Below are 21,069 nucleotides of genomic sequence, written 5' to 3'. Positions count from 1 at the left end.
CTACTTGTACATGGTCTGGTTCATCGTTCCGGGGGCGTAGGCGTCGGGGTCGATCCAGACGTTGATCAGCGACGGCAGCCCCGACTCCCGGGCGCGGCGCAGCGCCGGGGCGATGTCTGCGGGGTCGCGGACCTCTTCGCCGTAACCACCGAGCATCTGGGCGAACCTGTCGTAGTGGACGTCGCCCAGGGTGTTGCCGACCCGCTGGCGCTCGTCCCCGTACTTGGCCCGCTGGCCGTAACGGATCTGGTTCATCGAGGAGTTGTTGCCGACGATCCCGACGAACGGCAGGTTGTAGCGGACCAGCGTCTCGAAGTCCCAGCCGGTCAGCGAGAACGCACCGTCGCCGAAGAGCGCCACGACCTCCTTGTCGGGCCGCGCCTGCTTGGCCGCCAGCACGAACGGGATGCCGACGCCGAGAGTGCCGAGCGGCCCCGGGTCCATCCAGTGACCGGGCGACTTCGGCTGCACGACCTGCCCGGAGAAGGTGACGATGTCGCCGCCGTCCCCGACGTAGACCGAGTCCTCGGTGAGGAAGTCGTTGATCTCGCTGACCAGACGGTACGGGTGGATCGGCGAGGCGTCCGACTTCAGGCCGGGCAGCCGCTTCTCGATCGCGGCCTGTTCGGCGGCGCGCAGCTCGTCCAGCCAGGCCTTGCGCCTGACCGCGCCACCGTTCAGCCGCCCGCTCGCGGCCCGCGTGACCGCCTCGATGACCAGTCCCGCATCCCCGACGATCCCGAGGTCGATGTCCCGGTTCTTGCCGACGGTGCGGTAGTCGAGGTCGATCTGTACGACGGTGGCGTCGGGGGAGAGCCGTTTGCCGTACCCCATCCGGAAGTCGAACGGTGTCCCCACGACGACGATGAGATCGGCATGGGAGAAGGCGTACCGCCGGGACAGCTGGAAGTGGTGCGGATCGCCGGGCGGCAGGGTGCCGCGGCCGGCCCCGTTCATGTACGCGGGGACGTTCAGGGAGCGGACGAGTTCCACCGCGCTGTCCGTCGCCCGTGTCGTCCACACCTGGCTGCCCAGCAGGATCGCCGGCTTCTCCGCGTGTACGAGGAGATCCGCGAGCCTCTCCACGGCCTCGGGGTCACCGGCCGTACGGGTCGAGGCCCGGTACTGCCCGGCCACCGGCACCCGGGCCTCGGCCACCGGCACCTCGGCGTCCAGCACATCGCGCGGAATCTCCAGGAAGGACGGCCCGGGCGCCCCGTGGTAGCACTCGCGGAACGCCATCGACACCATGTCAGCGGCACGCGAGGTCTCCGGCACGGTCGCCGCGAACTTGGAGATGGGCGACATCATCTCGACGTGCGGCAGATCCTGGAGAGATCCCATCCTGTGCTGGCTGTGCGCACCCTGCCCGCCGATCAGCAGCATCGGCGACTCGGCCCGGAACGCGTTCGCCACCCCCGTCACGGCGTCGGTCGTCCCCGGCCCGGCGGTGACGACGGCACAGCCGGGCTTGCCGGTGATCCGGGCGTACCCGTCGGCGGCGTGGGCGGCGACCTGCTCGTGCCGTACGTCCACGACGTCGATGCCCTCGTCCACGCAACCGTCGTAGATGTCGATGATGTGGCCGCCGCAGAGGGTGTAGACGCGTTCCACCCCCTCGGCTCTCAACGCCTTGGCGACCAGATGCCCACCGGAAATGAGTTCCTGACTGTCCTCGGGCATGGCGGTACCTGTCCCTTCGTAGGGGAGTGCGGAAGCCGATCCGGTACTTCGGTGCTGGGAATATTGCATACAGTCGACGAATACTGTATGGACCTTGTTATCCCGCATCCGGCGGGTGGTGTCCAGAGGGTGTGCCGCACTTTCACGAGTCATGACCCGCCCTTGGGCTCGCACTGTGCGTACGGTCGCGAACACGGTCCGTGGGTGAGGTGGTCGGGGTGCCGCGGGAGAGCGCCGGCCGCACCCGACGCGCCGCACTGACCACCGGAAACGCGGGTGAGAGGCGCGTCGAACCCCTGGTATTGTTTTCCATGTCGCCGCGGGAAACCGGGGCCGACCACCTGGTCCGGGTGGCGGAATGGCAGACGCGCTAGCTTGAGGTGCTAGTGCCCTTTATCGGGCGTGGGGGTTCAAGTCCCCCCTCGGACACCAGCAGGAAACCAGTCAAGTGCCGGTCGGGATTCTTCCCGGCCCGCATTACGCCTACTCCGGCCCGCGAACGCGATGCGGGATGTCACCTGTGATGCCGTGCCCCGCCCTCACATGTGTCGGCGCCGCCTCTCCTCCAGCACCGCTCGGTGCTCGTCGCCCGTCGCTCGCCACTCGTCACGATCCGGTCTCGGACCGCGGGTGGGGTCTTGTTTCCGGCCGTGTAATCGTTTCCAATCTTCCGTGTAATCGATTCCACGGGTTCGGTCCGCTGGTTTCGAGGCTCACGGAAACCACAAGGAGGTGGTCCGGACATGACGAGCATCAAGGACGTCGCGGCTCAGGCAGGGGTCTCTGTCGCCACGGTCTCCCGTGTTCTCAACAGTCATCCCTCCGTCAGCCCGGACGCGCGGACCCGGGTCCTCGCCGCCGTCGACGCCCTCGGCTACCGGCCCAACGCCGTCGCCCGTTCGCTGCGCACCGATCAGACGCGCACCCTCGGCCTGGTCATCAGTGATGTGCTCAACCCGTACTTCACCGAACTGGCCCGCTTCGTCGAGGAGGAGGCCCGCGCCCTCGGCTACAGCGTCATCATCGGCAACGCGGACGAGCGGCCGGAGCTTCAGGACCACCACGTCCGCACGCTCCTCGACCGCAGGATCGACGGACTCCTCGTCTCGCCCGCCGACGGCGACTCCCCGCTGATGGCGGACGTGTCGCGCGGCGGTACGCCGATGGTCTTCGTGGACCGCTGGATGCCCGGCGTCGATGTTCCCGTCGTACGCGCCGACGGCCGCCACGCGATCCGGGACCTGGTCGCCCATCTGCACGCACTCGGCCACCGCAGGCTCGCCATCATCGCCGGCCCCGCGGCCACCACGACGGGCAACGAGCGCGTCGAGGCCTTCCGCGAGGCGCTTCGCGCGTACGAGATCGACCTGCCCGAGGTCTACATCGGCCAGGGCGACTTCCAGGCGGACAGCGGCCGGCGCGTCACCGAAGGCTTCCTGGCGCTTCCCGAGCCGCCCGAGGTCGTCTTCGCCGCCGACAACCTGATGGCGCTCGGCGCGCTGGACGCCATCCGGGCGGCCGGCCTGCGCGTCCCGCAGGACATGGGAATCGCCGCCTTCGACGACATCCCGTGGTTCGTCCACACCGATCCGCCGATCACGGCGATCGCCCAGCCGACCGGCGAACTCGGCCGCGCCGCCGTCCGCGCGCTGATCGACATGGTCGAGGGCCGGTCCCCGCAGTCCGTCACCCTTCCCGCCCGCCTCGTCGTACGCCGTTCCTGCGGCGAGCCCGCTTCGGACCAGAGGAGCAACTTGTGAGCAAGCCGGACGAGTTGCTGCGCATCGAAGGCGTACGCAAGACCTTCCCCGGTGTGGTCGCGCTGGACAGCGTCGACTTCGACCTGCGCAGCGGCGAAGTGCATGTCCTGCTCGGCGAGAACGGAGCGGGCAAGAGCACTCTCATCAAGATGCTCTCCGGTGCCTACCGCCCGGACAGCGGACGGATCTTCGCCAAGGGCCGCGAGGTCCGCATCCACAGCGCGCAGGACGCCGAACGGCTCGGCATCGCGACGATCTACCAGGAGTTCAACCTGGTACCCGATCTGACGGTGGCCGAGAACATCTTCCTCGGCCGGCAGCCGCGCCGCTTCGGAATGATCGACCGGCGTCGCATGGAGGCGGACGCCGAGGTGCTCCTGCACCGGGTCGGCCTGCACGTCTCGCCGAAGGCCAAGGTCCGTGAACTGGGCATCGCCCGGCTCCAGATGGTGGAGATCGCCAAGGCGCTCAGCCTGGACGCCCGCGTGCTGATCATGGACGAGCCGACCGCGGTCCTCACCTCGGAAGAGGTCGACAAGCTCTTCCGGATCGTGCGGCAACTGCGCGAGGACGGGGTGGGGGTCGTCTTCATCACCCACCACCTAGAAGAGATCGCGGCACTCGGCGACCGGGTCACGGTGCTGCGCGACGGCCGGTCCATCGACCAGGTACCCGCCTCGACGCCCGAGGCGGAGCTCGTACAGCTGATGGTGGGACGCAGCATCGATCAGCAGTATCCCCGTGAACGCCCGGAAACCGGCGACCCGTTGCTCTCGGTGCGCGGCCTGACGCTCGACGGCGTCTTCCACGACATCAGCTTCGAGGTGCGGGCCGGGGAAGTGGTCGGTCTCGCCGGTCTCGTCGGCGCGGGCCGCACCGAGGTCGCCCGCGCCGTCTTCGGCGCCGACCCCTACGACGGCGGCACCGTCGACGTACTCGGCGAGCGGCTGGCCAAGCACGACGTCACCGCCGCGATGGGCGCCGGAATCGGCCTCGTGCCCGAGGACCGCAAGGGGCAGGGCCTGGTTCTCGACGCCTCGGTGCAGGAGAACCTGGGCCTGGTCACCCTGCGCTCGGCGAGCCGGTCCGGACTCGTGGACCTCAAGGGACAGCGCGTGGCCGCGGCCCGGATCGCCGAACAGCTCGGCGTACGGATGGCGGGTCTCGGCCAGCACGTCCGTACGCTCTCCGGCGGCAACCAGCAGAAGGTCGTCATCGGGAAGTGGCTGCTCGCCGACACCAGAGTGCTGATCCTCGACGAACCGACCCGCGGGATCGACGTCGGCGCCAAGGTCGAGATCTACCAGCTCATCAACGAACTCACCGCATCGGGCCACGCGGTTCTGATGATCTCCAGCGACCTGCCCGAAGTCCTCGGCATGAGCGACCGGGTGCTGGTCATGTCCCAGGGCCGGATCGCCGGAGAACTCCCCGCACACGAAGCGACCCAGGACGCCGTGATGGCCCTCGCCGTCAGCGCCGCCCCCACAACAGCGCCCACAACAACCAATGCGGCGGATCCGACCGTGAACGAAGAGGAGAGCCCCCGTGACCACTGACACGCTCAAGAGCAATACGGGCGCCAGTGGCGCCGCAGGGCGCACGGTCCGCCGGCTCCTGCTCGACAACGGCGCCCTGAGCGCCCTGGTCGTACTCCTGGTGGCGATGTCGCTGCTCTCCGGAGATTTCCTGACCACCCAGAACCTGCTGAACGTCGGTGTACAGGCCGCCGTCACCGCGATCCTCGCGTTCGGTGTCACCTTCGTCATCGTGTCGGCGGGCATCGACCTCTCCGTCGGTTCGGTGGCCGCGCTCTCCGCGACGGTCCTCGCCTGGTCGGCCACCTCGGAGGGGATACCGGTCTGGCTGGCCATCATCCTCGCCGTCGCCACCGGCATCGCCTGCGGCTTCGTGAACGGGGCCCTCGTCTCGTACGGCAAACTGCCGCCGTTCATCGCGACGCTGGCGATGCTGTCGATCGCGCGAGGGCTGTCCCTGGTCATCTCCCAGGGGAAGCCGATCGACTTCCCCGACCCGGTCTCCGTGCTCGGCGACACGCTCGGTGGCTGGCTGCCCGTCCCCGTCCTCGTGATGGTCGTGATGGGACTGATCGCGGCGCTGATCCTGGCCCGTACCTACATCGGCCGTTCGATGTACGCGATCGGCGGCAACGAGGAGGCGGCCCGGCTCTCCGGGCTGCGCGTCAAGCGGCAGAAGCTGGCCATCTACGCCCTGTCCGGGCTCTTCGCCGCGGTCGCCGGCATCGTCCTGGCGTCCCGCCTGACCTCCGCGCAGCCGCAGGCCGCGCAGGGGTACGAGCTCGACGCGATCGCCGCGGTCGTCATCGGCGGGGCCAGCCTCGCCGGCGGTGTCGGCAAGGCGTCCGGCACGCTGATCGGGGCGCTCATCCTCGCCGTGCTGCGCAACGGGCTGAACCTCCTCTCGGTGTCCGCCTTCTGGCAGCAGGTCGTCATCGGTGTCGTCATCGCCCTGGCGGTGCTGCTGGACACGGTCCGCCGCAAGGCCGGGTCCGGAGCCGCCGCCCCGGGCGGTTCGTCCGCCGCGCCGGGCTCGCCGGGGCCGGGCCGCAGGGGAGCGGGAGCGCTGAAGTTCGGCATCGCCGCACTGTGCGTGGCCGTCGTCGTGGGCGGGGTGTCCTACTTCAACTCCGGCTCCTCCGGCGGCAACACCAAGGTGGGCATGTCGCTCTCCACGCTCAACAACCCCTTCTTCGTCCAGATGAAGGCGGGCGCGCAGGCCGAGGCCAGGACGGCCGGGGTCGACCTCACCGTCACGGATGCGCAGAACGACGCCTCGCAACAGGCCAACCAGCTCCAGAACTTCACGAGTTCGGGCATGAAGTCGATCATCGTCAACCCGGTGGACTCGGATGCGGCAGGCCCCGCGGTACGGGGCGCCAACAAGGCGGACATCCCGGTGATCGCCGCCGACCGAGGGGTCAACAAGGCACGGACCGCCACGCTCGTCGCATCCGACAACGTCGCGGGTGGCAGGCTCGCCGCCAAGGCACTGGCCGACCGGCTCGGAGGCAAGGGCAGCATCGTCGTGCTGCAGGGGACGGCCGGCACCTCGGCCAGCCGCGAGCGCGGAGCCGGCTTCGCCGAGGGACTCAAGGCGTATCCGGGCATCAAGGTCGTCGCCAGGCAGCCGGCGGACTTCGACCGCACGAAGGGCCTGGACGTCATGACCAACCTGCTCCAGTCCCACCCCGGGATCACCGGCGTCTTCGCCGAGAACGACGAGATGGCGCTCGGCGCGGTCAGGGCGCTCGGCAGCAAGGCGGGCAAGTCGGTGTCCGTCGTCGGATTCGACGGAACCCCCGACGGCCTGAAGGCGGTCGGCGCAGGCACGCTGTACGCGTCCGTGGCCCAGCAGCCGAAGGAACTGGGCCGGATCGCCGTGCAGAACGCGGTGAAGGCGGCAGAGGGGAAGAAGGTCGACAGCCTGGTGAAGGTGCCGGTCAAGGTCGTCACCGAGAAGAACGTCGCCGATTTCTCCTGACCGCGAATGGCCGCGAATGGCCGCGAATGGCGGTGAATGAGTGCGAATGTGTGCGAATGAGTGGGGTCCGAGCGGGGGCCGAGCAGTGCCCGGCCACGGAAAGCAGGAACGATGAACGCGAGCGATCACGACCACGACCGGTACGACCTGCTGGTCGTGGGCTCCGCCAACGCCGACCTGGTCGTCGGCGTCGAACGCCGGCCCGCGGCCGGTGAGACCGTGCTCGGTTCCGATCTGGCCGTCCACCCGGGCGGCAAGGGCGGGAACCAGGCGGTCGCCGCCGCCCGTCTCGGAGCCCGCACGGCCCTGCTGGCCCGGGTGGGCGACGACGCGCACGGCCGTCTGCTGCTGGAATCGCAACGGGCGGCGGGCGTCGAGACCTCCGGTGTCCTCGTGGGCGGGGCCCCCACCGGGGTGGCGCTGATCACCGTCGACCCCTCGGGTGACAACAGCATCGTGGTGTCACCGGGGGCCAACGCCCGCCTCACCCCTGAGGACGTCCGGGCGGCCGGCGCGCTCTTCGGTGCCGCCCGGGTCGTCTCCGTCCAGCTGGAGATCCCGCTGGAGACGGTGGCCGAGGTGGCCGGTGCGATGTCGTCCGGCGGTCGGCTGGTGCTGAACCCGTCCCCGCCCGCGCCCCTGCCCGACCATGTGCTGGCCGCCTGCGACCCCTTGGTGGTCAACGAGCACGAAGCGCGCTACATGCTGGGCGAGGCGGCGGGCAGCACGCCCCAGGAGTGGGCGCGGGCACTGCTCGGACTCGGCCCGCGGTCGGTCGTGGTCACGCTGGGAGCGGCGGGCGCGCTCGTCGCGGACGGCCGTACCGGCGATGTCGTACCCGTACCGAGCCTCAAGGTCGAAGCCGTGGACACGACCGGGGCGGGCGACGCCTTCACGGCCGCACTGGCCTGGCGGCTCGGCCTGGGCGAAGAGCTCACGGAGGCTGCCGCGTTCGCCGTGAGGGTGGGGGCCGCGGCCGTCACCGTGCGGGGCGCGCAGGAGTCCTTCCCCACGGCGGACGAAGTCCCGGCCGCAGCGGAAGTCGCGGCCCCATGAAGAAGGCAGGAATCCTCAACCGCCACCTCGCCGGAGCCCTGGCCGAACTGGGACACGGCGACGGAGTGCTGATCTGCGACGTGGGCATGCCCATCCCGGCCGGCCCCCGCGTCGTCGACCTGGCCTTCCGCGCCGGCGTCCCGTCGTTCGCCGAGGTCCTCGACGGCCTGCTGGACGAACTCGTCGTGGAGGGCGCCACAGCGGCACAGGAGATCACGGGGGCCAACCCGGAGGCCGCCCGTCTCCTGGACGCCCGCCTCCCCGGACTCACCCACGTACCCCACGACGAGCTCAAGCTGCTCTCGGCGGGAGCCCGGCTGGTGGTACGGACGGGTGAGGCGCGGCCGTACGCGAATGCGCTCCTTTGGTGCGGGGTCTTCTTCTGACGGGAACGGCCGGTGAGGGAACGCACCATCAGTAACCCACGGCCGAGGTGGCTTTGGGGCAGGCGTGACGTAGCGTTGCCCTTTTGGTGGTGTTCGAAGGAGCACCGCGAGGCACCGTTCTGCCCTCACCAGCTGTGGGGCACCGAGGGGTTTTGGGATGAAGCTCTGCTTCCTCGTCGAAGAGCTGTACCGGCATGACGGCATGCCGCTCGACGTTGTCCGGCAACTGACGTCGTGGGGACACCAGGTGGACGTGGTGCGCCCCGGCGGCTCACTCCTGCGGATCTCGGAGGAGGTGCGGGCGGGAACCCATGACGCCTGGGTACTCAAGACCGTGTCCGGCGGCCCCGGACTTACTCTGCTGGAGGCCGCGGCGGCGGTGGGACTGACCACGGTGAACGACGCGCGGTCCATCCGCGCGGTGCGTGACAAGGGCCTCACCTCGGTCATCGCGCGACAGCACGGGCTGCCGGTTCCGGTCACCTATTCGGCACCGAGGGCCACACTGTTCGCGGATGTGCCCGCGGAGCTCTTCCCCCTGGTGGTCAAGCCCGCCGACGGCAGCTCGGGGCGCGGGGTACGGCTCGTGTCCGACCCCGGGCGGCTGGCCGAGGCGGAGCAGGCGGACGAGGGCCAGCTCATCGCACAGCCCTACGTGTCCAATGCGGGCTCCGACCTGAAGGTCTACTGTCTCGCGGGCGAGTTCCACGCGACCGTGCGCCGCTCCCCGCTCCACCCGGACGCGCCGGTCGACGAGAGGGCCGTCCCCGTGCCCGCCGAGGTGGCCGCGGCGGCGGCGAAGGTGGGAGCGGTCTTCGGCCTCGATCTGTACGGCATCGACGTGGTGTTCGGCCCGGAGGGCCCCGTGATCGTCGACATCAATGACTTTCCGAGCTTCCGCCAGGTCCCGGACGCCGCGTCCCGGCTGGCCCGCGCGATCCTTGAGCTGGCCAGGACCGGCGGCGCCGACCGGACGGGCGTGTTCGCCCCCGCCCCGCGCGTACCCGTACAGCCGCAGGCCCCCCTCGCGCGGCCCCATCCGCACCCCGTCGCCGGACCCGGTCCCGGGGCAGACGCCGACATGGTGGCGGCGGTGCCCGAAGGTGCGCGGATATGAGGGTGTGTCTGCTGACCGACAAGCCGGATCATCCGCTGCTCGCCGCGGTCTCTGCCACGCTGGTCGGGGCGGAGCACCGGGTGACGTTCCTGGACCCGGATTCCGGAGCCGCGTCCCCGTCACCACTGGTGACCCCGGACGGACTCGCCGATGTCTACCTCCTGAAGGCCCATACCCCCCGGGCACTGGCGCTGGCACGCTTCCTCGAAGGGCTCGGCGCCCGGGTGGTGAACTCCGCTGCCGCGACGGAGCTGTGCCAGGACAGGAGCCGGATCGCCGCCGTGGCGGAAGGCGCCGGTCTGCCGATGCCACGGACACGGACCCTGGACGCGCTGTCCGAAGCCCTCCACGGAGCGGAGCCGGCGGAGAGCGGCTACCCGCTCATGGTCAAGAGCCGGCACAGCCGGCGCGCGGACCTGGTCGCCCGCGTGGACGGCCCGGACGGGCTCCGTGACCTGGCGTCGAAATGGTCCGACGAGTCCGTCGTGCTCCAGGAGTTCGTCACGAACAGCGGCTGGGACCACAAGCTGTGGGTGATCGCGGGAGAGGTGTTCACGGGGGTGCGCCCGGCAGCCGTGGGCGCACCGCCGGGCGGCGCGCGGCCCGCGCCGCTGGTCCGGGACCTGCCGCAGGACTGGACGCGGCTGGCCCTCCGTACGGGAGAGGTCTTCGGCCTGGACGTCTACGGTGTCGACCTGCTGGACCGCGAGGGGGCGCCCGTCGTCGTCGACATCAACGCCTTCCCGGGCATCCGCGGCCCCGAAGGCGCCCCCGAGGCGCTGGCGGCCCTGGCCCTGCGACGTCCCCGGCCCGGCCCTCACTCCTACGAGACCTGAGCCACCCCCGGCCTCCGCCAGGAACTCGCCGAGGGCGCCCGACCACGACACGCGCAGCCGCGCCCTCCGGACGCCTCGGCTTCAGCGGTGGTGTGAAGGCTCCGGCGACGCGATCCCCTGCATGGTGCCGAAGCCGGGCGCCGGACCCGCGGCCGGTGGACGACGCATCGCGCCCGCCGGTTCCTTCCGGGACCGGCGGCTCGCAGTGATGGCCCCGGCACACCGGATCACCGCTGCCCGAACAGCCCCTGCCAGGTTCCGACTTGGCGCATGGCAACGATGCGGTCGGGGTGCCGCGTCGGCCGGTGGAGCGGAAACGAGTGCTCTGCCCGCACCCGTTGTCCGTTCAGACCGCAGCCTGTTCTGCTCCGGCGCGAGCATTGCCGATGAAGCGGCGCAGGGCCTCAGTGCTGTGGAACACGCGGTAGTTGCCGGATTCCAGCGCGGCCTGCTCCTGGGGTGTGGTGTCGGGGGCGAGCACCACGGGGACGCCGCCCTCCCCTTGGAGGCCCTTGGGCCAGCAGGCGGCGGCGACGATGATGGCGGCGCCCGTGTGGGGGTCGCTCACCTCGCTGTCCAGCTCCGGTGCCGCCAGGTCCGCTTCGGAGAGTTCCGACAGCAGGGCGGCCAGGCCCGGGATGTCCTCTTCCTCGTCCGAGCCGCCCACCGACACGGCGGTTCGTGTGGTGGTGAGGGCGGTCGGCACCTGGAGCCCGACCGGCGAGGGGCCGTCGTGGAGAGTCTGGAGGAAGCTGTCGGCAGCATCGGCCAGCAGCGCGCGGCGGGCGGCCTGGAAATCCGGATAGTTCTCGATCCGCCAGAGTTCCCGATCCATCGGGATCCACTGCGTCGCCAGGGCACCGGGCATGCGGGTCTCGATCTCCTCCAGGTACTCCGCCGGATTCCTCGCCCCGATCCGCAGATTCGTGTCCTGGGTCAGGAAACAGAAGTTGGCCACGGCGTTCACTTCGGCGCGGCTGTATCCGTGCTCGTACAGACGGGCCTTCGGGAAGATGTGGTGCACCTGGAGCGAGCTGAGGCGGCCCAGCATGCCATCGCGCAGGGGCACGCCGCTGATGAAGTCCTGGGCCCCGTACACCCGAGTCAGCAGGTAGAGAAGGGGATAGAAGCGCGAACCCATGCTGGAGCCGGCGAAGTCGTCGGGCCGGACCGTGAGCAGTCCGCCGCGACTGCGGCGCAGCACATCGATCAACTGCTCGACGCCACCGTCGTCGAGCGCCTGCAGATCCTGGTTGAGAGCCGTCTCGGTGGCTCCGGTGTGACGACCCCACAGGAAGCTGTGGATGTACCAGTGGAAGAGACGGTCGCGGGTCATGGCGTCCGGGAACCGGCCACCGTGATGGTGCAGGAGGCGGCTCATGACGGGAAACGCGGCCCGGCCGTTCAGCACACGCCCGTGATCGAGTCCTAGGCGTCCGCCGAGCGCGTTGAGCAAGTACGAGACGGAGTCGACGGTCTCCTTGAGCCCGGTCCGGAACAGCTCCACATCGACATCCGCGAGCTTCGAGAACTGTGCCTCGCCGGTGAGTACGGCATTGACGTTGCGCAACAGCCAGTCGAGCTTGAAGTCGAATCCGGCGGCGGACCAGTTGTCCAGCGCCTCGTTCATGGTCGGCCGCGCGGCCGGCCAGGTCGCGCAGATGGCGGCCAGAGCCAAGTCTCCCTTGGAGAGCTTGGTCCCACCCGAGTTCACGCGGTTGAAGATGTCCACGACGACATCGATGGTCTTGTCCGCACCGGTGACCTCGTCGACGTGGACGGCGCGGTCCTTGATCTGCGTGATCCGGTTGAGCCGCTCGATGAACGTTCCCTGCAACACCGCGTCCTGACCGGCGAGTTGCGTGACGGCGAGCAACTGGCCGGCCAGGCCGTCCTGGAACAGTGCGGAGACATCGACCCAGTGGGGATTGCCCTTCATCTTCCCCGGCGCGTAGAACTCGAAGGACTCGGTCTGCAGATTGAAGTGCAGCCCGGTCAGTGCCGACGGATTGCCCTCGAAGAAGCGGGGAGGCCGGCCGCGGGTCACACCGTAGAGGGTGGTCACTCGCTGCTGGCCGTCCAGCAGGAGCTGAATGGTTCCGTCCTTGCCCATCGCGCCGCCGCGAGTGTCGGCCGTCTCGGCCTTGGTGCTCCAGGTGAGGAATCCGCCGATCGGATAGCCGCGGTACAAGGACTTGAAGAAGTCGCGCACTTGGTCGCGGGTCCACACATAGCCGCGCTGGAACTCCGGCAGGGCGATGTCGCCCGCGTCGACCTTGTCCAGGATCTGAGAGATCTGCATACCGCTCTTCCGCCTTCCCGACCGGCGGATCCTCCACCGTGAACCGCACCCGCGACGTTGTGAAACTAGCAGTCGGCGGGATCGTGTGGTCCTGATCAGGACAGCTCACGACAGCATCGATGTGCCGCTGTCAGCTCCGGTTCGCGTACACGATGAGATTGTCGACCGGGTGGCCCTGGGCGTCGAAGGCGCCGTCGCAGGTGATGAGACGCAGGGCGCGTGCACCGGTGGAACCGTAGACCTTCTCGGTCGGGAAGGCCTTCTTGCTGACCGACTCGGTGGCGGTGACCCGGAAGTGGAGTTCGGCGCCGCGGTCGTTGCGGACGGCGATGTCCGCCCCCTTGGCGATCTTCTTCAGATCGTGGAAGACGGCCTTCCCGAAGCGGGTGTCGTTGTGTCCGATGACGACCGCGGCCCCGCGCTCGCCGGGAGCGGCGCCGCCGGTGTACCAGCCGGCGGTCATGCCCTTCTCCGCGGGCGGGACCTCGACGGTGCCGTCCTGGTTGAGGCCGAGGCGCATCAGCTCGCTGTCGATCCCGAGCGACGGGATGCTGATGTGGACGGGGGCGGCTGCCGGGGCATCGCCGGACTTCCCGGTCCCTGTCGAACCGGCCTGTTCCGAAGCGTCGACCGTGGCCGTCCTGCTGCTGCCGGGTGTCGTGGCGGACGCGCCGTCCGTGGCGTCGGAGGAGCAGCCGGCGAGGAAGAGACCGGCGAGCAGCGGCAGCGCGGCGCGTCGGAGCGAGGGCGGGGTGCGGAACATGGGGGCTCCAGGTCTGGGCGGGAATCGGCAGTGGCGCCGCCCGGGGAGGGCGGCGCCACGAGGGGGCGTCAACTGTTGGCGGGCGTCAACCGGCCCGCAGAGTCGGTCGACTCGGTGCGGTTGCCGCCGGTCAGCCGTTGCGCTGCGCGCCGGAGCGGCGGCGCAGCACGATCGTTCCCGCGCCGGCGACCAGCAGGGCCGCCGCGGCCGATCCGGCAAGAGCGGTGGTCCGGTCGCCGGAGGTCCCGGCCGGTCGCTCACCGGCGGCCACGCCACCGCGCGGAGCGGCGGCCCCCGGACGCTCGACAGTGGCCTCGGCCTTGGCCGGTGCCGGGCTGTCGCCCGCGGCGACACCGCCACGGGGCGCCACCGACGGCTGTGCGCTCTTGGGCTCGGCGGTGGCACCGCCCTCCGCGCGGGCTGCCGCGGACCTCTTCACGGACGGCGCCGAAGGCGACGGCGCGGAGTCGGCGAAGGCGGCGGCGGACGGTACGAGCACCGCGCCGGCCGCGACAGCGGCGAGGACAGCAGTGCGCAGGGACAGTCGGTGGGGCATGGACATCGCTCCATTCCAGGTCGGCCTCGATGGTGCCCGGGTGCCGGTTCGCACCGGGGCACGAGGCATGCCGACAGGCTGGCGTGAAGTTATGAAGAAGCTGTCAGAACGTTGTGGTCATCGCATCAGGCCCGGTCAGCGGCGGTCGGGGACTCGTCGACCGGATCCACGGCGCTCGTCGGACCCGGTGCGTCCGCCGCGCCCGCGGGCAGGCGGAGCGTGAACACCGAACCCTGACCCTCGACGCTCGCCGCGCTCACCGAGCCGCCGTGCGCCTCCACGAGTTTCCGTACGATCGCCAGGCCCAGCCCACTGCCCCCGGTGCGGCGGTTGCGAGACTTCTCGGCCCGCCAGAAGCGGTCGAAGACATGCGGCAGGTGCTCCGCCGAGATACCGGTGCCCGTGTCGGCGACCTCGACCACGACCACCCGGCCGGCCGCCGCCTCGTCCGCCGACACTCCCGCGCCGTACGCGCGCACCGTCACACGTCCGCCCGACGGGGTGTGACGTACGGCGTTGGAGACCAGGTTGCCGATGGCCTGGCGAAGCCGCACCGGGTCGGCCCACAACACGGGGGAGGGCGCGTCGTCCACCGCCGGCAGTGCCGAGAGCGCCACCCCGGCGGACTCGGCCCCCGCCTGGTGCGCCGCGGCGACCTGTGCCAGCACGTCCTCGATACGTACCGGCTCGGGGTGCAGACGCAGGGCACCGGCGTCCGCCGCGGCGAGATCCTGGAGGTCGTCGATGATGTGCTGCAACTGCATGGCCTCCGTGTGCAGCGAGGCGATGAACGCCGGGTCGGGCTCCGCCAGGCCGTCCTGTGCCGCCTCCAGCCAGCCCCGGATATTGCTCAGCGGGGTCCGCAGCTCATGGGCGACGTCGCTGACCATGTCCTTGCGCTGCGCCTCCAGCCGCGCACGGTGGTCGGCCATGTCGTTGAAGGCCGCGGCGAGCCGGCCGATCTCGTTGTCGTCGGTGACCAGCACGGGCGCGGAGTCCTCGCCGTCCCGCATCCGCTGGGCCGCGCCCGTCAGCGCGTGCAGCGGTCGTGCCAGCCGGGATCCGGCGAGCATCGTGGCTCCGACGGTGAGCGCCAGGACGAGCGCGGCCGCGCCCGCGATCTTCGCGGTGTTCGCGGGGGAGAGGTCGAAACCGGGCACGGTCGGGCTGTCCTCGTCGCCGATGAACAGCAGGGCGGGCGAGGCGACATAGGAGCTGAGCTGTTCACGGCGCGCCGTGTCCACGCAGGACGCGGTGGCCCGGTCGTCCTCGTCGGTGCGGACGCCCGGTAGTGGCGAGGGTGTGGGAGTCGCGGCCTCGGCCTCGGCGGCGACCTTCGTCATGGGGCCGTCTCCCCAGGACAGGTCCAGGTTGAGCCGTACGGGCGGACGGTCCTGGCGCTTCAGACAGGCGTTGGCCAGCTGGTCGAGCGCGTCCAGGGCCTTCTTCTCGGTCGCGGTCGGGGAGTCCAGCTCCTCGGTCGTGCACCGGGTGTTGTGCACCCGGTCCGGATCATTGCCCACGATCTCCATGCGCGGACGCCCGCTCGGGCCCCTGACCACGTCCGCCGCGATCCCGACCCGGCTCAGACATGCCGCGCTCCGGTCGGCGGCGCGCTGCAACGCCGTACGCTCCGCCGCGGGCAACCGGAACGGGCCGACCGCACGGGGGTCGACCCGGTCGGCCGCGTTCCCGGTCCGGTCGGCCGTCCGGGACAGGGCCGTGTCCACGGACAGCGGGTCGACGATCGCCGATGCCCGGGGCGGCAGGGCGGGCGGTGCCGACCGGGCAGCGGAATCGGCGAGCGGACGGCGCTGCTCGGTGGTGAGCGCGATCCGCCGGCCGGACTGCCGCGCCAGCTCGCGCACGGTGCCGTCGACGCCTTCCCAAGTGGGGTGGCCGGCCGCGTAACCGAGCAGGGTGTTGTAGATCCGGGCGTCGGCGGTCAGGTTCTGGCCCTGCTCCTGCTTGATGGCGCCGGAAGTGGTCTGTACGGCCAGCCAGGCCGTGGCGGCCACCGAACAGGCCGCCACCAGCGCGGACACCGCCAGTAGACGGCCGAACAGGCTCTTGCGGAGCGGCGGCCGGTTCCGCCGCCGGTCACGACGCACGCGGGGCGTTCCTCGCCGGGTCCGTCAGCTTGTAGCCGACACCGAAGACGGTGAGCAGCCGGATCGGCCGGCGCGGTTCGGGTTCGGTCTTCTTGCGCAGGTTCATGATGTGCACATCGACCGTGCGGAAGCTGATGTACCGGTCGAAGCCGTGCAATTCCTCCAGGAGCCGCTGCCGGGTGAAGACCCGATCCGGTTCGGTCGCCATGGCGGCGAGGATCCGGAACTCACCGGGGGTGCAATCCACCGGCCTGCCCTCCACGGACACCTCGTGCCGGTCCGGGTCGACGACCAGCGCACCCACCCTCAGCGCCTGGTCCACGGCGGGCCCGGCGCCCTCCGCACCCCGCCGGCTGCGCCGCAGCAGGGTCCGTACGCGGGCCATCAGTTCACGCGGGCTGTACGGCTTCGTCATGTAGTCGTCCGCGCCGAGATCCAGCCCCAGCAGCAGATCGTCCTCGGTGCTGCGGGCCGTCAGCATCAGCACCGGCAGCTCCCGGTGCTCGGCGCGCAGCACACGTACCACGTCCAGACCGTCGGCCCGCGGCATCATCACATCGAGCACCAGCAGATCGGGCTCCCGGTGCCGGACCTCGGCGAGCGCCGCGAGTCCGTCACCGACGACCGTGACCGCGTGGCCCTCGTGTTCGAGGTAGCGGCGTACGAGTTCGGCCTGTTTCTCGTCGTCTTCGGCGACCATGACATTTGCGCACACGCGAACGATCGTAGATGACCACGAAGCGACCATTCATGGCGCCGGATTGTGCCGGTCGTGCCGGCCGGGCCGCCGCGGTGCGGACTTCCCGCACCGCGGCCGGCTTCCCGCCCGCTCCGGAGCGCTACCGGACCGACGCGACCACCGGGTAGTGGTCGGAGAGGTTCGTGTACGTGTAGCTCGTGCCCCAACTCGACACGGTCCAGGGCGCGCTCTGCTCCTGGACCACCTCGTTCGTCCACCCGGACGGCTGCGCGTGCCCGGCGCGGTGCAGCACGTGGTCGAGGTCCTCGCGGGGGTCGTCGGGGTAGCGGTCGGCGGCGATCGAGTTGTCCTGGGTGTCGAAGGAGTACGGGTGCCCGGTGCGGGTGGCGGCGGTCAGGTCCGCGTCGGCGAGCATCGAGGCGTACTCGGAAGAGTGCGAGTCGACGTTGAGGTCTCCTGCCACGATGACCTGTTCGGAGGCCGGAATGTTCTTGGCGTCGAGGAAGGCGTCGATCTGCTTGAACTGCAGGCTGCGCTTCGCGGCGGCCTCACCCGCCTTGCATCCGGAGTCCGTCGACTGCGTGTGGGTACCCACGACGTGGACCCGTGCACCGCGGACGTTCAGCTCGGCGTACGCGAATCCCTTGTTGGACCAGCTGTCGCTGCCGCAGGCGTCCTTGTAGATGTGCTGCTCCTTGCGGACGACGGGCCATTTGCTCAGCACCGTGACACCCCCGTCCTCCGGAGTCACGGCCGAGTACGCCCCGCTGGTGGCGTCCCAGCCGCTCTTGCTCCGGCCCACCACGGGGGTCTGGTACGGGTACTGGGCGGACGCGTTGCGCAGCAGAGCGTCGGACGCGGAGTTGTCGAACGCCTCCTGGAGCACGACGACGTCATTGCCCCGGAAGAACGAGGTCTTCGGTATCTCCGCGGCGCGGTGATCCTGGCCCCAGTTCGGGTACAGCGTCTTGCTGAAGATGAACGTGTTGTACGTGAGGACGCGCAGCGACGGAGTCTCGGCCGCCGACGCCTGCGGCGCGTTGGCGGCCAGTGCCGCCGCGGCGAGCGCGCCGGCCAGAGTCGCGCCGGAGAGACGACGGATCGCGGGATTCGGCACAGGGTCTCCTCGTGTGGGGGGAGGGGGCGGAAGGTGGTGCCGCCCATCAAAGCAGGGGGAGTTACCCGTGGGTAGACATCGGATGCCGTCAGACTTGCCGCAACCGTACGAATGGGCGCCGGGGTGCGGCCGTGCCGGCTCGCCCGGCACCGCACGGCGACGGAGGCCGATCTGGTCCGGTGGCGTTCCGGCCCTTGTCGCAGCCCCCGCCACCTGGTCTTCTGTACCCCGGGCGCCGTGCGGCGCCCCGGAACGGAGCCCGCGGGCGGGCTGTTCACATCCGGGCGGGCAGGCCCGGCCGATGCGGGGAGAAGCGTGGAATCAGCGACCGGACACGACGCGCGGGGCACGCTGCCCGAAGGGCTCGGCGATGCCCTGCGGGCCACCGCCGAGGAGATAGCGGCGGTGTTGCGCGGGGCCGCGGACACGAGCGTTCCGGTGCCCCGGTCGGAGTGGACCGTGGGGGAGGCCGCGGCACACCTGGCGCAGGCCAACGAGCTGATGGCCGATATCGCGGCCGGCCGGGAACGCAACTACGGGGACGGCACGCCGCAGAGCCTGGCCGCCGCCAACGAGCGGGCGCTCGCGGAGTTCGGCGAGCGGGCCGCCGGGCCGCTGGCGGAGCTGATCGTGACGCACACCGATGCCTGCCTCGCGGCCTTCGACCGGTGCGCGACGGACAGCACCCAGACCGGCGGCGGGACCGGTGACGCGGCCGGGACGGTGGTCACACCGCTCGGGCCGATGAGCCGGGAGGTGCTGGGCTCGTACCTGCTGACGCACATGCTCGGCCATGGCTACGACCTCGCCCGTGCGCTGGGGCGGCCTCACATGATCGACCGCGCTCGCGTCGAACTGTCCCTGCCGTTCCTGATCACGGTGATGCCCAGGGTCACCGATGCCGCTACCACCGCCCGGCTCACCGCCAGTTACACGATCCGCCTGTGGGGCGGCACCCGATTCGGTGTCACGTTCACCGACGGCGCCGTGACCGTCACCCCCCGGCCGCCGGCCCGCCCGGACTGCACCATCCTCATCGAGCCGGTCACCTTCCTCCTGATGGCACTCGGCCGCATCGGCCCGAACGGCGCCATGGCCCGGGGCCGGGTGTTCGCCCGGGGCCGCAAGCCCTGGCTCGCACTCCGGTTCCCGGGGCTGTTCAAAGCCCCCTGAGCCCTGAGGCCGGGGCGGACTGAGCCCTACGCCGGGTTCCCGTGGGACTCCATGAGTTCCTGGTGGGCCGCCATCACGTCCTGGGTGAGCACGGTGGTGATCTCCTCCCGGGTCGGTGTCGAACCGCCCGAGTGCTCGGCGTACAGACGCAGATCCCGCTGCGCGGCAGCCTTCTGGCACAGCTCGCGGGCGAAGCGGGCATTGCCCAGGGTGTCGGCCATGCCGCCGTCCACGGCGGCGGCGAAGAGGTCGCCGAGCGCGACGGCGGCCGCGGCGTCGGGTACGTCGCCCTGATCGCCCAGGATGGACCGGGCGATCAGGAGCAGTTCCTCCGCGGAGTAGGAGGGGAAGTCGACCCGGGTGTTGAACCGGGACACCAGTCCCGGGTTGGCGGCGAGCAGACCGGTCATCTCCTCGCGATACCCGGCGAGTACGACGACGAGCCGGTCCCGGTCGTCCTCGGCCCGCTTCAGGAGCACCTGGAGCGCCTCGTCGCCGAACGCGTCGCCACCGCTGTACCCGCTGTTGGACAGGGCGTACGCCTCGTCGATGAACAGCACGCCGTTCAGGGCGGAGTCGATGACCTTGCTGGTCTTGATGGCGGTGGATCCGAGGTGCTGCCCGACGAGGTCGACGCGCTGGGCCTCGATGACATGGCCCGAACGCAGCAGCCCCAGTCCGGCGAAGACCTTGCCGATGATGCGGGCGACGGTCGTCTTGCCGGTGCCGGGAGGACCCGCGAAGACGAAATGCCGGGGCCGGGCGCCGCTGGGCAGGCCCTGCTCCTCGCGGAGCGCCGCCATGCGCAGCTGAGCGATCAGCGTCAGCACCTGCCGCTTCACCGGCTCCAGGCCGATCATGCCGTCCAGCGCCTGCTGGGCCTCCGCCAGCAGGCGGGCCATCTCCTCCCGCGACAGCCCGTCCGCACCGTCCGTCCCCGCCGGCCCGGAGTCCTGTCCCGCGCCCGGGGCGGTCGCCGGGGCAGGGGGTGCGGAGGTGGGCGCGGGCGTTCGGGGCCGCGGGGGTACCGACGGGGAAGGGGACGGGGAGGAAGATGTGGGGGAGGGTGCGGAAGCCTCCCCGGCCACGGACGAGGCCGTCGGAGCCGTGGAGCGGGCCTGCGCCCGTACGTCCACGTCGAAGAGGCCCGGCGCACACCGGAACGCGTACTGGTACCGCCTGAGAGCCTCCTCCGGCCGGCCCAGCGACTCCAGGGACCGGCCCATGAAGTACTTGACCTCCGCGTCGAAACGGCTCCCCGACTCCAGCTTCTTCGGCAGCTCCGCCAGCACGTTCAGCGCCTCGTGGCAGACCCCCTGCGCGAACAGCGCCGCCCCCACGTACAGCTGTGACTCGTCGTGCAGGAAGGCGTCACGGATCCCCGGGGCGAAACGGAGCACGAGGGCCCAGTCCTCCTTGAGGAAGGCGTACCGCGTACAGACGAACCGGGTCTCGTCGCAGTCCAGTTGAGCCGTGGAAAGCCCGGCCCAGGCCTCGTCGAGCTTCCCGGCGTCAAGCAGCGAGGTCATCGCCGCCACCCACAGGTCACGGGCGTTCTCAAGCCGGAAGGTGACGTAGTGTCCGAGCTGGAACCGGGAGCGGAGCGGCATCCCGAACTTCGTTCGCAGCGCGCCGAAGGAGCCGGAAGACCGGACCATGGCGTCCAGCGCCTCCTTCTGGCGCTGCCCGGTCGCATGCAGCCCGAGCCAGGCGTCGGCGGCCAGGGGATCCTGCTCGGCGGCGAACGAGAACCGTTCCGCGGCGGCCGCTTCATTGCCCTGGTTGAGCAGTGCCACTGCCTGCTGCCAAGCCTGCTCGGCCTTCCTGGGCGAACCCCGGTGTGCGGCTGCTCCGTGCACAGTTACTCCCCTCGACGGGCCCCCGGCCCGCGCGCCGACGGCCGACGGGGCTCGCCGTGACGACCTGGAACAACCGCCAGGATATCCAACACGACCCGGCGGCCGGTGAACACACTCGACGACCGTCC

General features: G+C 70.7%; 16 protein-coding genes and 1 tRNA gene. 9 read left to right on the top strand and 8 right to left on the bottom strand.

The features are described 5' to 3' along the window. A complete protein-coding gene (locus ACFVH0_RS02875) occupies positions 1-1,683 on the bottom strand; it encodes a thiamine pyrophosphate-binding protein (protein WP_385817672.1) in 1,683 nt (560 codons plus the stop codon). A 344-nt stretch (positions 1,684-2,027) separates the two neighbouring features. On the opposite strand from ACFVH0_RS02875, the gene ACFVH0_RS02870 reads away from it, so the two are divergent. The 8 genes from ACFVH0_RS02870 to ACFVH0_RS02835 all read left to right on the top strand — a co-directional run bounded on the left by ACFVH0_RS02870 (position 2,028) and on the right by ACFVH0_RS02835 (position 10,360). Beyond that, a tRNA-Leu gene (locus ACFVH0_RS02870) sits at positions 2,028-2,115 on the top strand. Between the two features lie 311 nt (positions 2,116-2,426). After that, a complete protein-coding gene (locus tag ACFVH0_RS02865; RefSeq protein ID WP_385817671.1) occupies positions 2,427-3,443 on the top strand; it encodes a LacI family DNA-binding transcriptional regulator in 1,017 nt (338 codons plus the stop codon). After that, a complete protein-coding gene (locus ACFVH0_RS02860) occupies positions 3,440-5,002 on the top strand; it encodes a sugar ABC transporter ATP-binding protein (RefSeq protein ID WP_385817670.1) in 1,563 nt (520 codons plus the stop codon). The genes ACFVH0_RS02865 and ACFVH0_RS02860 overlap by 4 nt, the downstream gene beginning before the upstream one ends. After that, complete coding sequence (locus tag ACFVH0_RS02855) at positions 4,992-6,965, top strand: substrate-binding domain-containing protein (protein WP_385817669.1); 1,974 nt, start codon at positions 4,992-4,994, stop codon at positions 6,963-6,965. Before ACFVH0_RS02860 ends, ACFVH0_RS02855 begins: the two co-directional genes overlap by 11 nt. 111 nt (positions 6,966-7,076) lie before the next feature. Further along, on the top strand, positions 7,077-8,021 hold the full coding sequence (locus ACFVH0_RS02850; RefSeq protein ID WP_385817668.1) for a ribokinase: 945 nt from the start codon (positions 7,077-7,079) through the stop codon (positions 8,019-8,021). Continuing rightward, positions 8,018-8,407: a D-ribose pyranase gene (gene rbsD / locus ACFVH0_RS02845; protein ID WP_385817667.1), complete on the top strand. Its 390-nt coding sequence runs from the start codon at positions 8,018-8,020 to the stop codon at positions 8,405-8,407. Before ACFVH0_RS02850 ends, rbsD begins: the two co-directional genes overlap by 4 nt. A gap of 157 nt (positions 8,408-8,564) precedes the next feature. Further along, a complete protein-coding gene (locus ACFVH0_RS02840; protein ID WP_385817666.1) occupies positions 8,565-9,524 on the top strand; it encodes a RimK family alpha-L-glutamate ligase in 960 nt (319 codons plus the stop codon). Then, entirely contained in the window at positions 9,521-10,360 is an 840-nt protein-coding gene (locus ACFVH0_RS02835) for a RimK family alpha-L-glutamate ligase (RefSeq protein WP_385817665.1), read from the top strand. Before ACFVH0_RS02840 ends, ACFVH0_RS02835 begins: the two co-directional genes overlap by 4 nt. 346 nt (positions 10,361-10,706) lie before the next feature. Here ACFVH0_RS02835 and ACFVH0_RS02830 read toward each other — a convergent pair whose 3' ends face one another. The 6 genes from ACFVH0_RS02830 to sph all read right to left on the bottom strand — a co-directional run bounded on the left by ACFVH0_RS02830 (position 10,707) and on the right by sph (position 17,909). Next, complete coding sequence (locus tag ACFVH0_RS02830; protein WP_385817664.1) at positions 10,707-12,662, bottom strand: DUF262 domain-containing protein; 1,956 nt, start codon at positions 12,660-12,662, stop codon at positions 10,707-10,709. A 130-nt stretch (positions 12,663-12,792) separates the two neighbouring features. Next, on the bottom strand, positions 12,793-13,425 hold the full coding sequence (locus ACFVH0_RS02825; RefSeq protein ID WP_385817663.1) for a class F sortase: 633 nt from the start codon (positions 13,423-13,425) through the stop codon (positions 12,793-12,795). A 130-nt stretch (positions 13,426-13,555) separates the two neighbouring features. Continuing rightward, positions 13,556-13,981, bottom strand: a complete 426-nt coding sequence (locus ACFVH0_RS02820; protein WP_385817662.1) for a hypothetical protein — start codon at positions 13,979-13,981, stop codon at positions 13,556-13,558. 125 nt (positions 13,982-14,106) lie between these two features. Next, positions 14,107-16,092 carry a sensor histidine kinase gene (locus ACFVH0_RS02815; protein WP_385817660.1) on the bottom strand — a complete coding sequence of 662 codons (1,986 nt, stop codon included), beginning with the start codon at positions 16,090-16,092 and terminating at the stop codon, positions 14,107-14,109. Further along, a complete protein-coding gene (locus tag ACFVH0_RS02810; RefSeq protein WP_385817796.1) occupies positions 16,082-16,792 on the bottom strand; it encodes a response regulator transcription factor in 711 nt (236 codons plus the stop codon). Before ACFVH0_RS02810 ends, ACFVH0_RS02815 begins: the two co-directional genes overlap by 11 nt. 139 nt (positions 16,793-16,931) lie before the next feature. Beyond that, a complete protein-coding gene (sph, locus tag ACFVH0_RS02805; protein ID WP_385817659.1) occupies positions 16,932-17,909 on the bottom strand; it encodes a sphingomyelin phosphodiesterase in 978 nt (325 codons plus the stop codon). A gap of 315 nt (positions 17,910-18,224) precedes the next feature. Between sph and ACFVH0_RS02800 the strand changes: the two genes are divergently transcribed. Then, entirely contained in the window at positions 18,225-19,082 is an 858-nt protein-coding gene (locus ACFVH0_RS02800) for a maleylpyruvate isomerase family mycothiol-dependent enzyme (RefSeq protein ID WP_385817658.1), read from the top strand. 26 nt (positions 19,083-19,108) lie between these two features. Here ACFVH0_RS02800 and ACFVH0_RS02795 read toward each other — a convergent pair whose 3' ends face one another. Further along, the gene (locus tag ACFVH0_RS02795; protein WP_385817657.1) at positions 19,109-20,941 is read right to left on the bottom strand and encodes an AAA family ATPase; all 1,833 of its coding nucleotides are present in this window, start codon (positions 20,939-20,941) and stop codon (positions 19,109-19,111) included. Between the last annotated feature and the right edge of the window lie 128 nt (positions 20,942-21,069).

This window comes from Streptomyces sp. NPDC127117, assembly GCF_042677325.1.
In the GTDB taxonomy this organism is placed as follows: domain Bacteria; phylum Actinomycetota; class Actinomycetes; order Streptomycetales; family Streptomycetaceae; genus Streptomyces.
The sequence above is the reverse complement of the archived record's forward strand: the minus strand, read 5'-3'. Positions and strand labels throughout refer to the sequence as shown.

Excerpts from the sequence above, each read along its gene's own strand:
- ACFVH0_RS02825 (WP_385817663.1), bottom strand. The coding sequence starts at position 13,425 with ATGTTCCGCACCCCGCCCTCGCTCCGACGCGCCGCGCTGCCGCTGCTC.
- ACFVH0_RS02840 (WP_385817666.1), top strand. The coding sequence starts at position 8,565 with ATGAAGCTCTGCTTCCTCGTCGAAGAGCTGTACCGGCATGACGGCATG.
- ACFVH0_RS02850 (WP_385817668.1), top strand. The coding sequence starts at position 7,077 with ATGAACGCGAGCGATCACGACCACGACCGGTACGACCTGCTGGTCGTG.
- rbsD (WP_385817667.1), top strand. The coding sequence starts at position 8,018 with ATGAAGAAGGCAGGAATCCTCAACCGCCACCTCGCCGGAGCCCTGGCC.
- ACFVH0_RS02830 (WP_385817664.1), bottom strand. The coding sequence starts at position 12,662 with ATGCAGATCTCTCAGATCCTGGACAAGGTCGACGCGGGCGACATCGCC.
- ACFVH0_RS02835 (WP_385817665.1), top strand. The coding sequence starts at position 9,521 with ATGAGGGTGTGTCTGCTGACCGACAAGCCGGATCATCCGCTGCTCGCC.
- ACFVH0_RS02875 (WP_385817672.1), bottom strand. The coding sequence starts at position 1,683 with ATGCCCGAGGACAGTCAGGAACTCATTTCCGGTGGGCATCTGGTCGCC.
- ACFVH0_RS02810 (WP_385817796.1), bottom strand. The coding sequence starts at position 16,792 with ATGGTCGCCGAAGACGACGAGAAACAGGCCGAACTCGTACGCCGCTAC.
- ACFVH0_RS02820 (WP_385817662.1), bottom strand. The coding sequence starts at position 13,981 with ATGCCCCACCGACTGTCCCTGCGCACTGCTGTCCTCGCCGCTGTCGCG.
- ACFVH0_RS02865 (WP_385817671.1), top strand. The coding sequence starts at position 2,427 with ATGACGAGCATCAAGGACGTCGCGGCTCAGGCAGGGGTCTCTGTCGCC.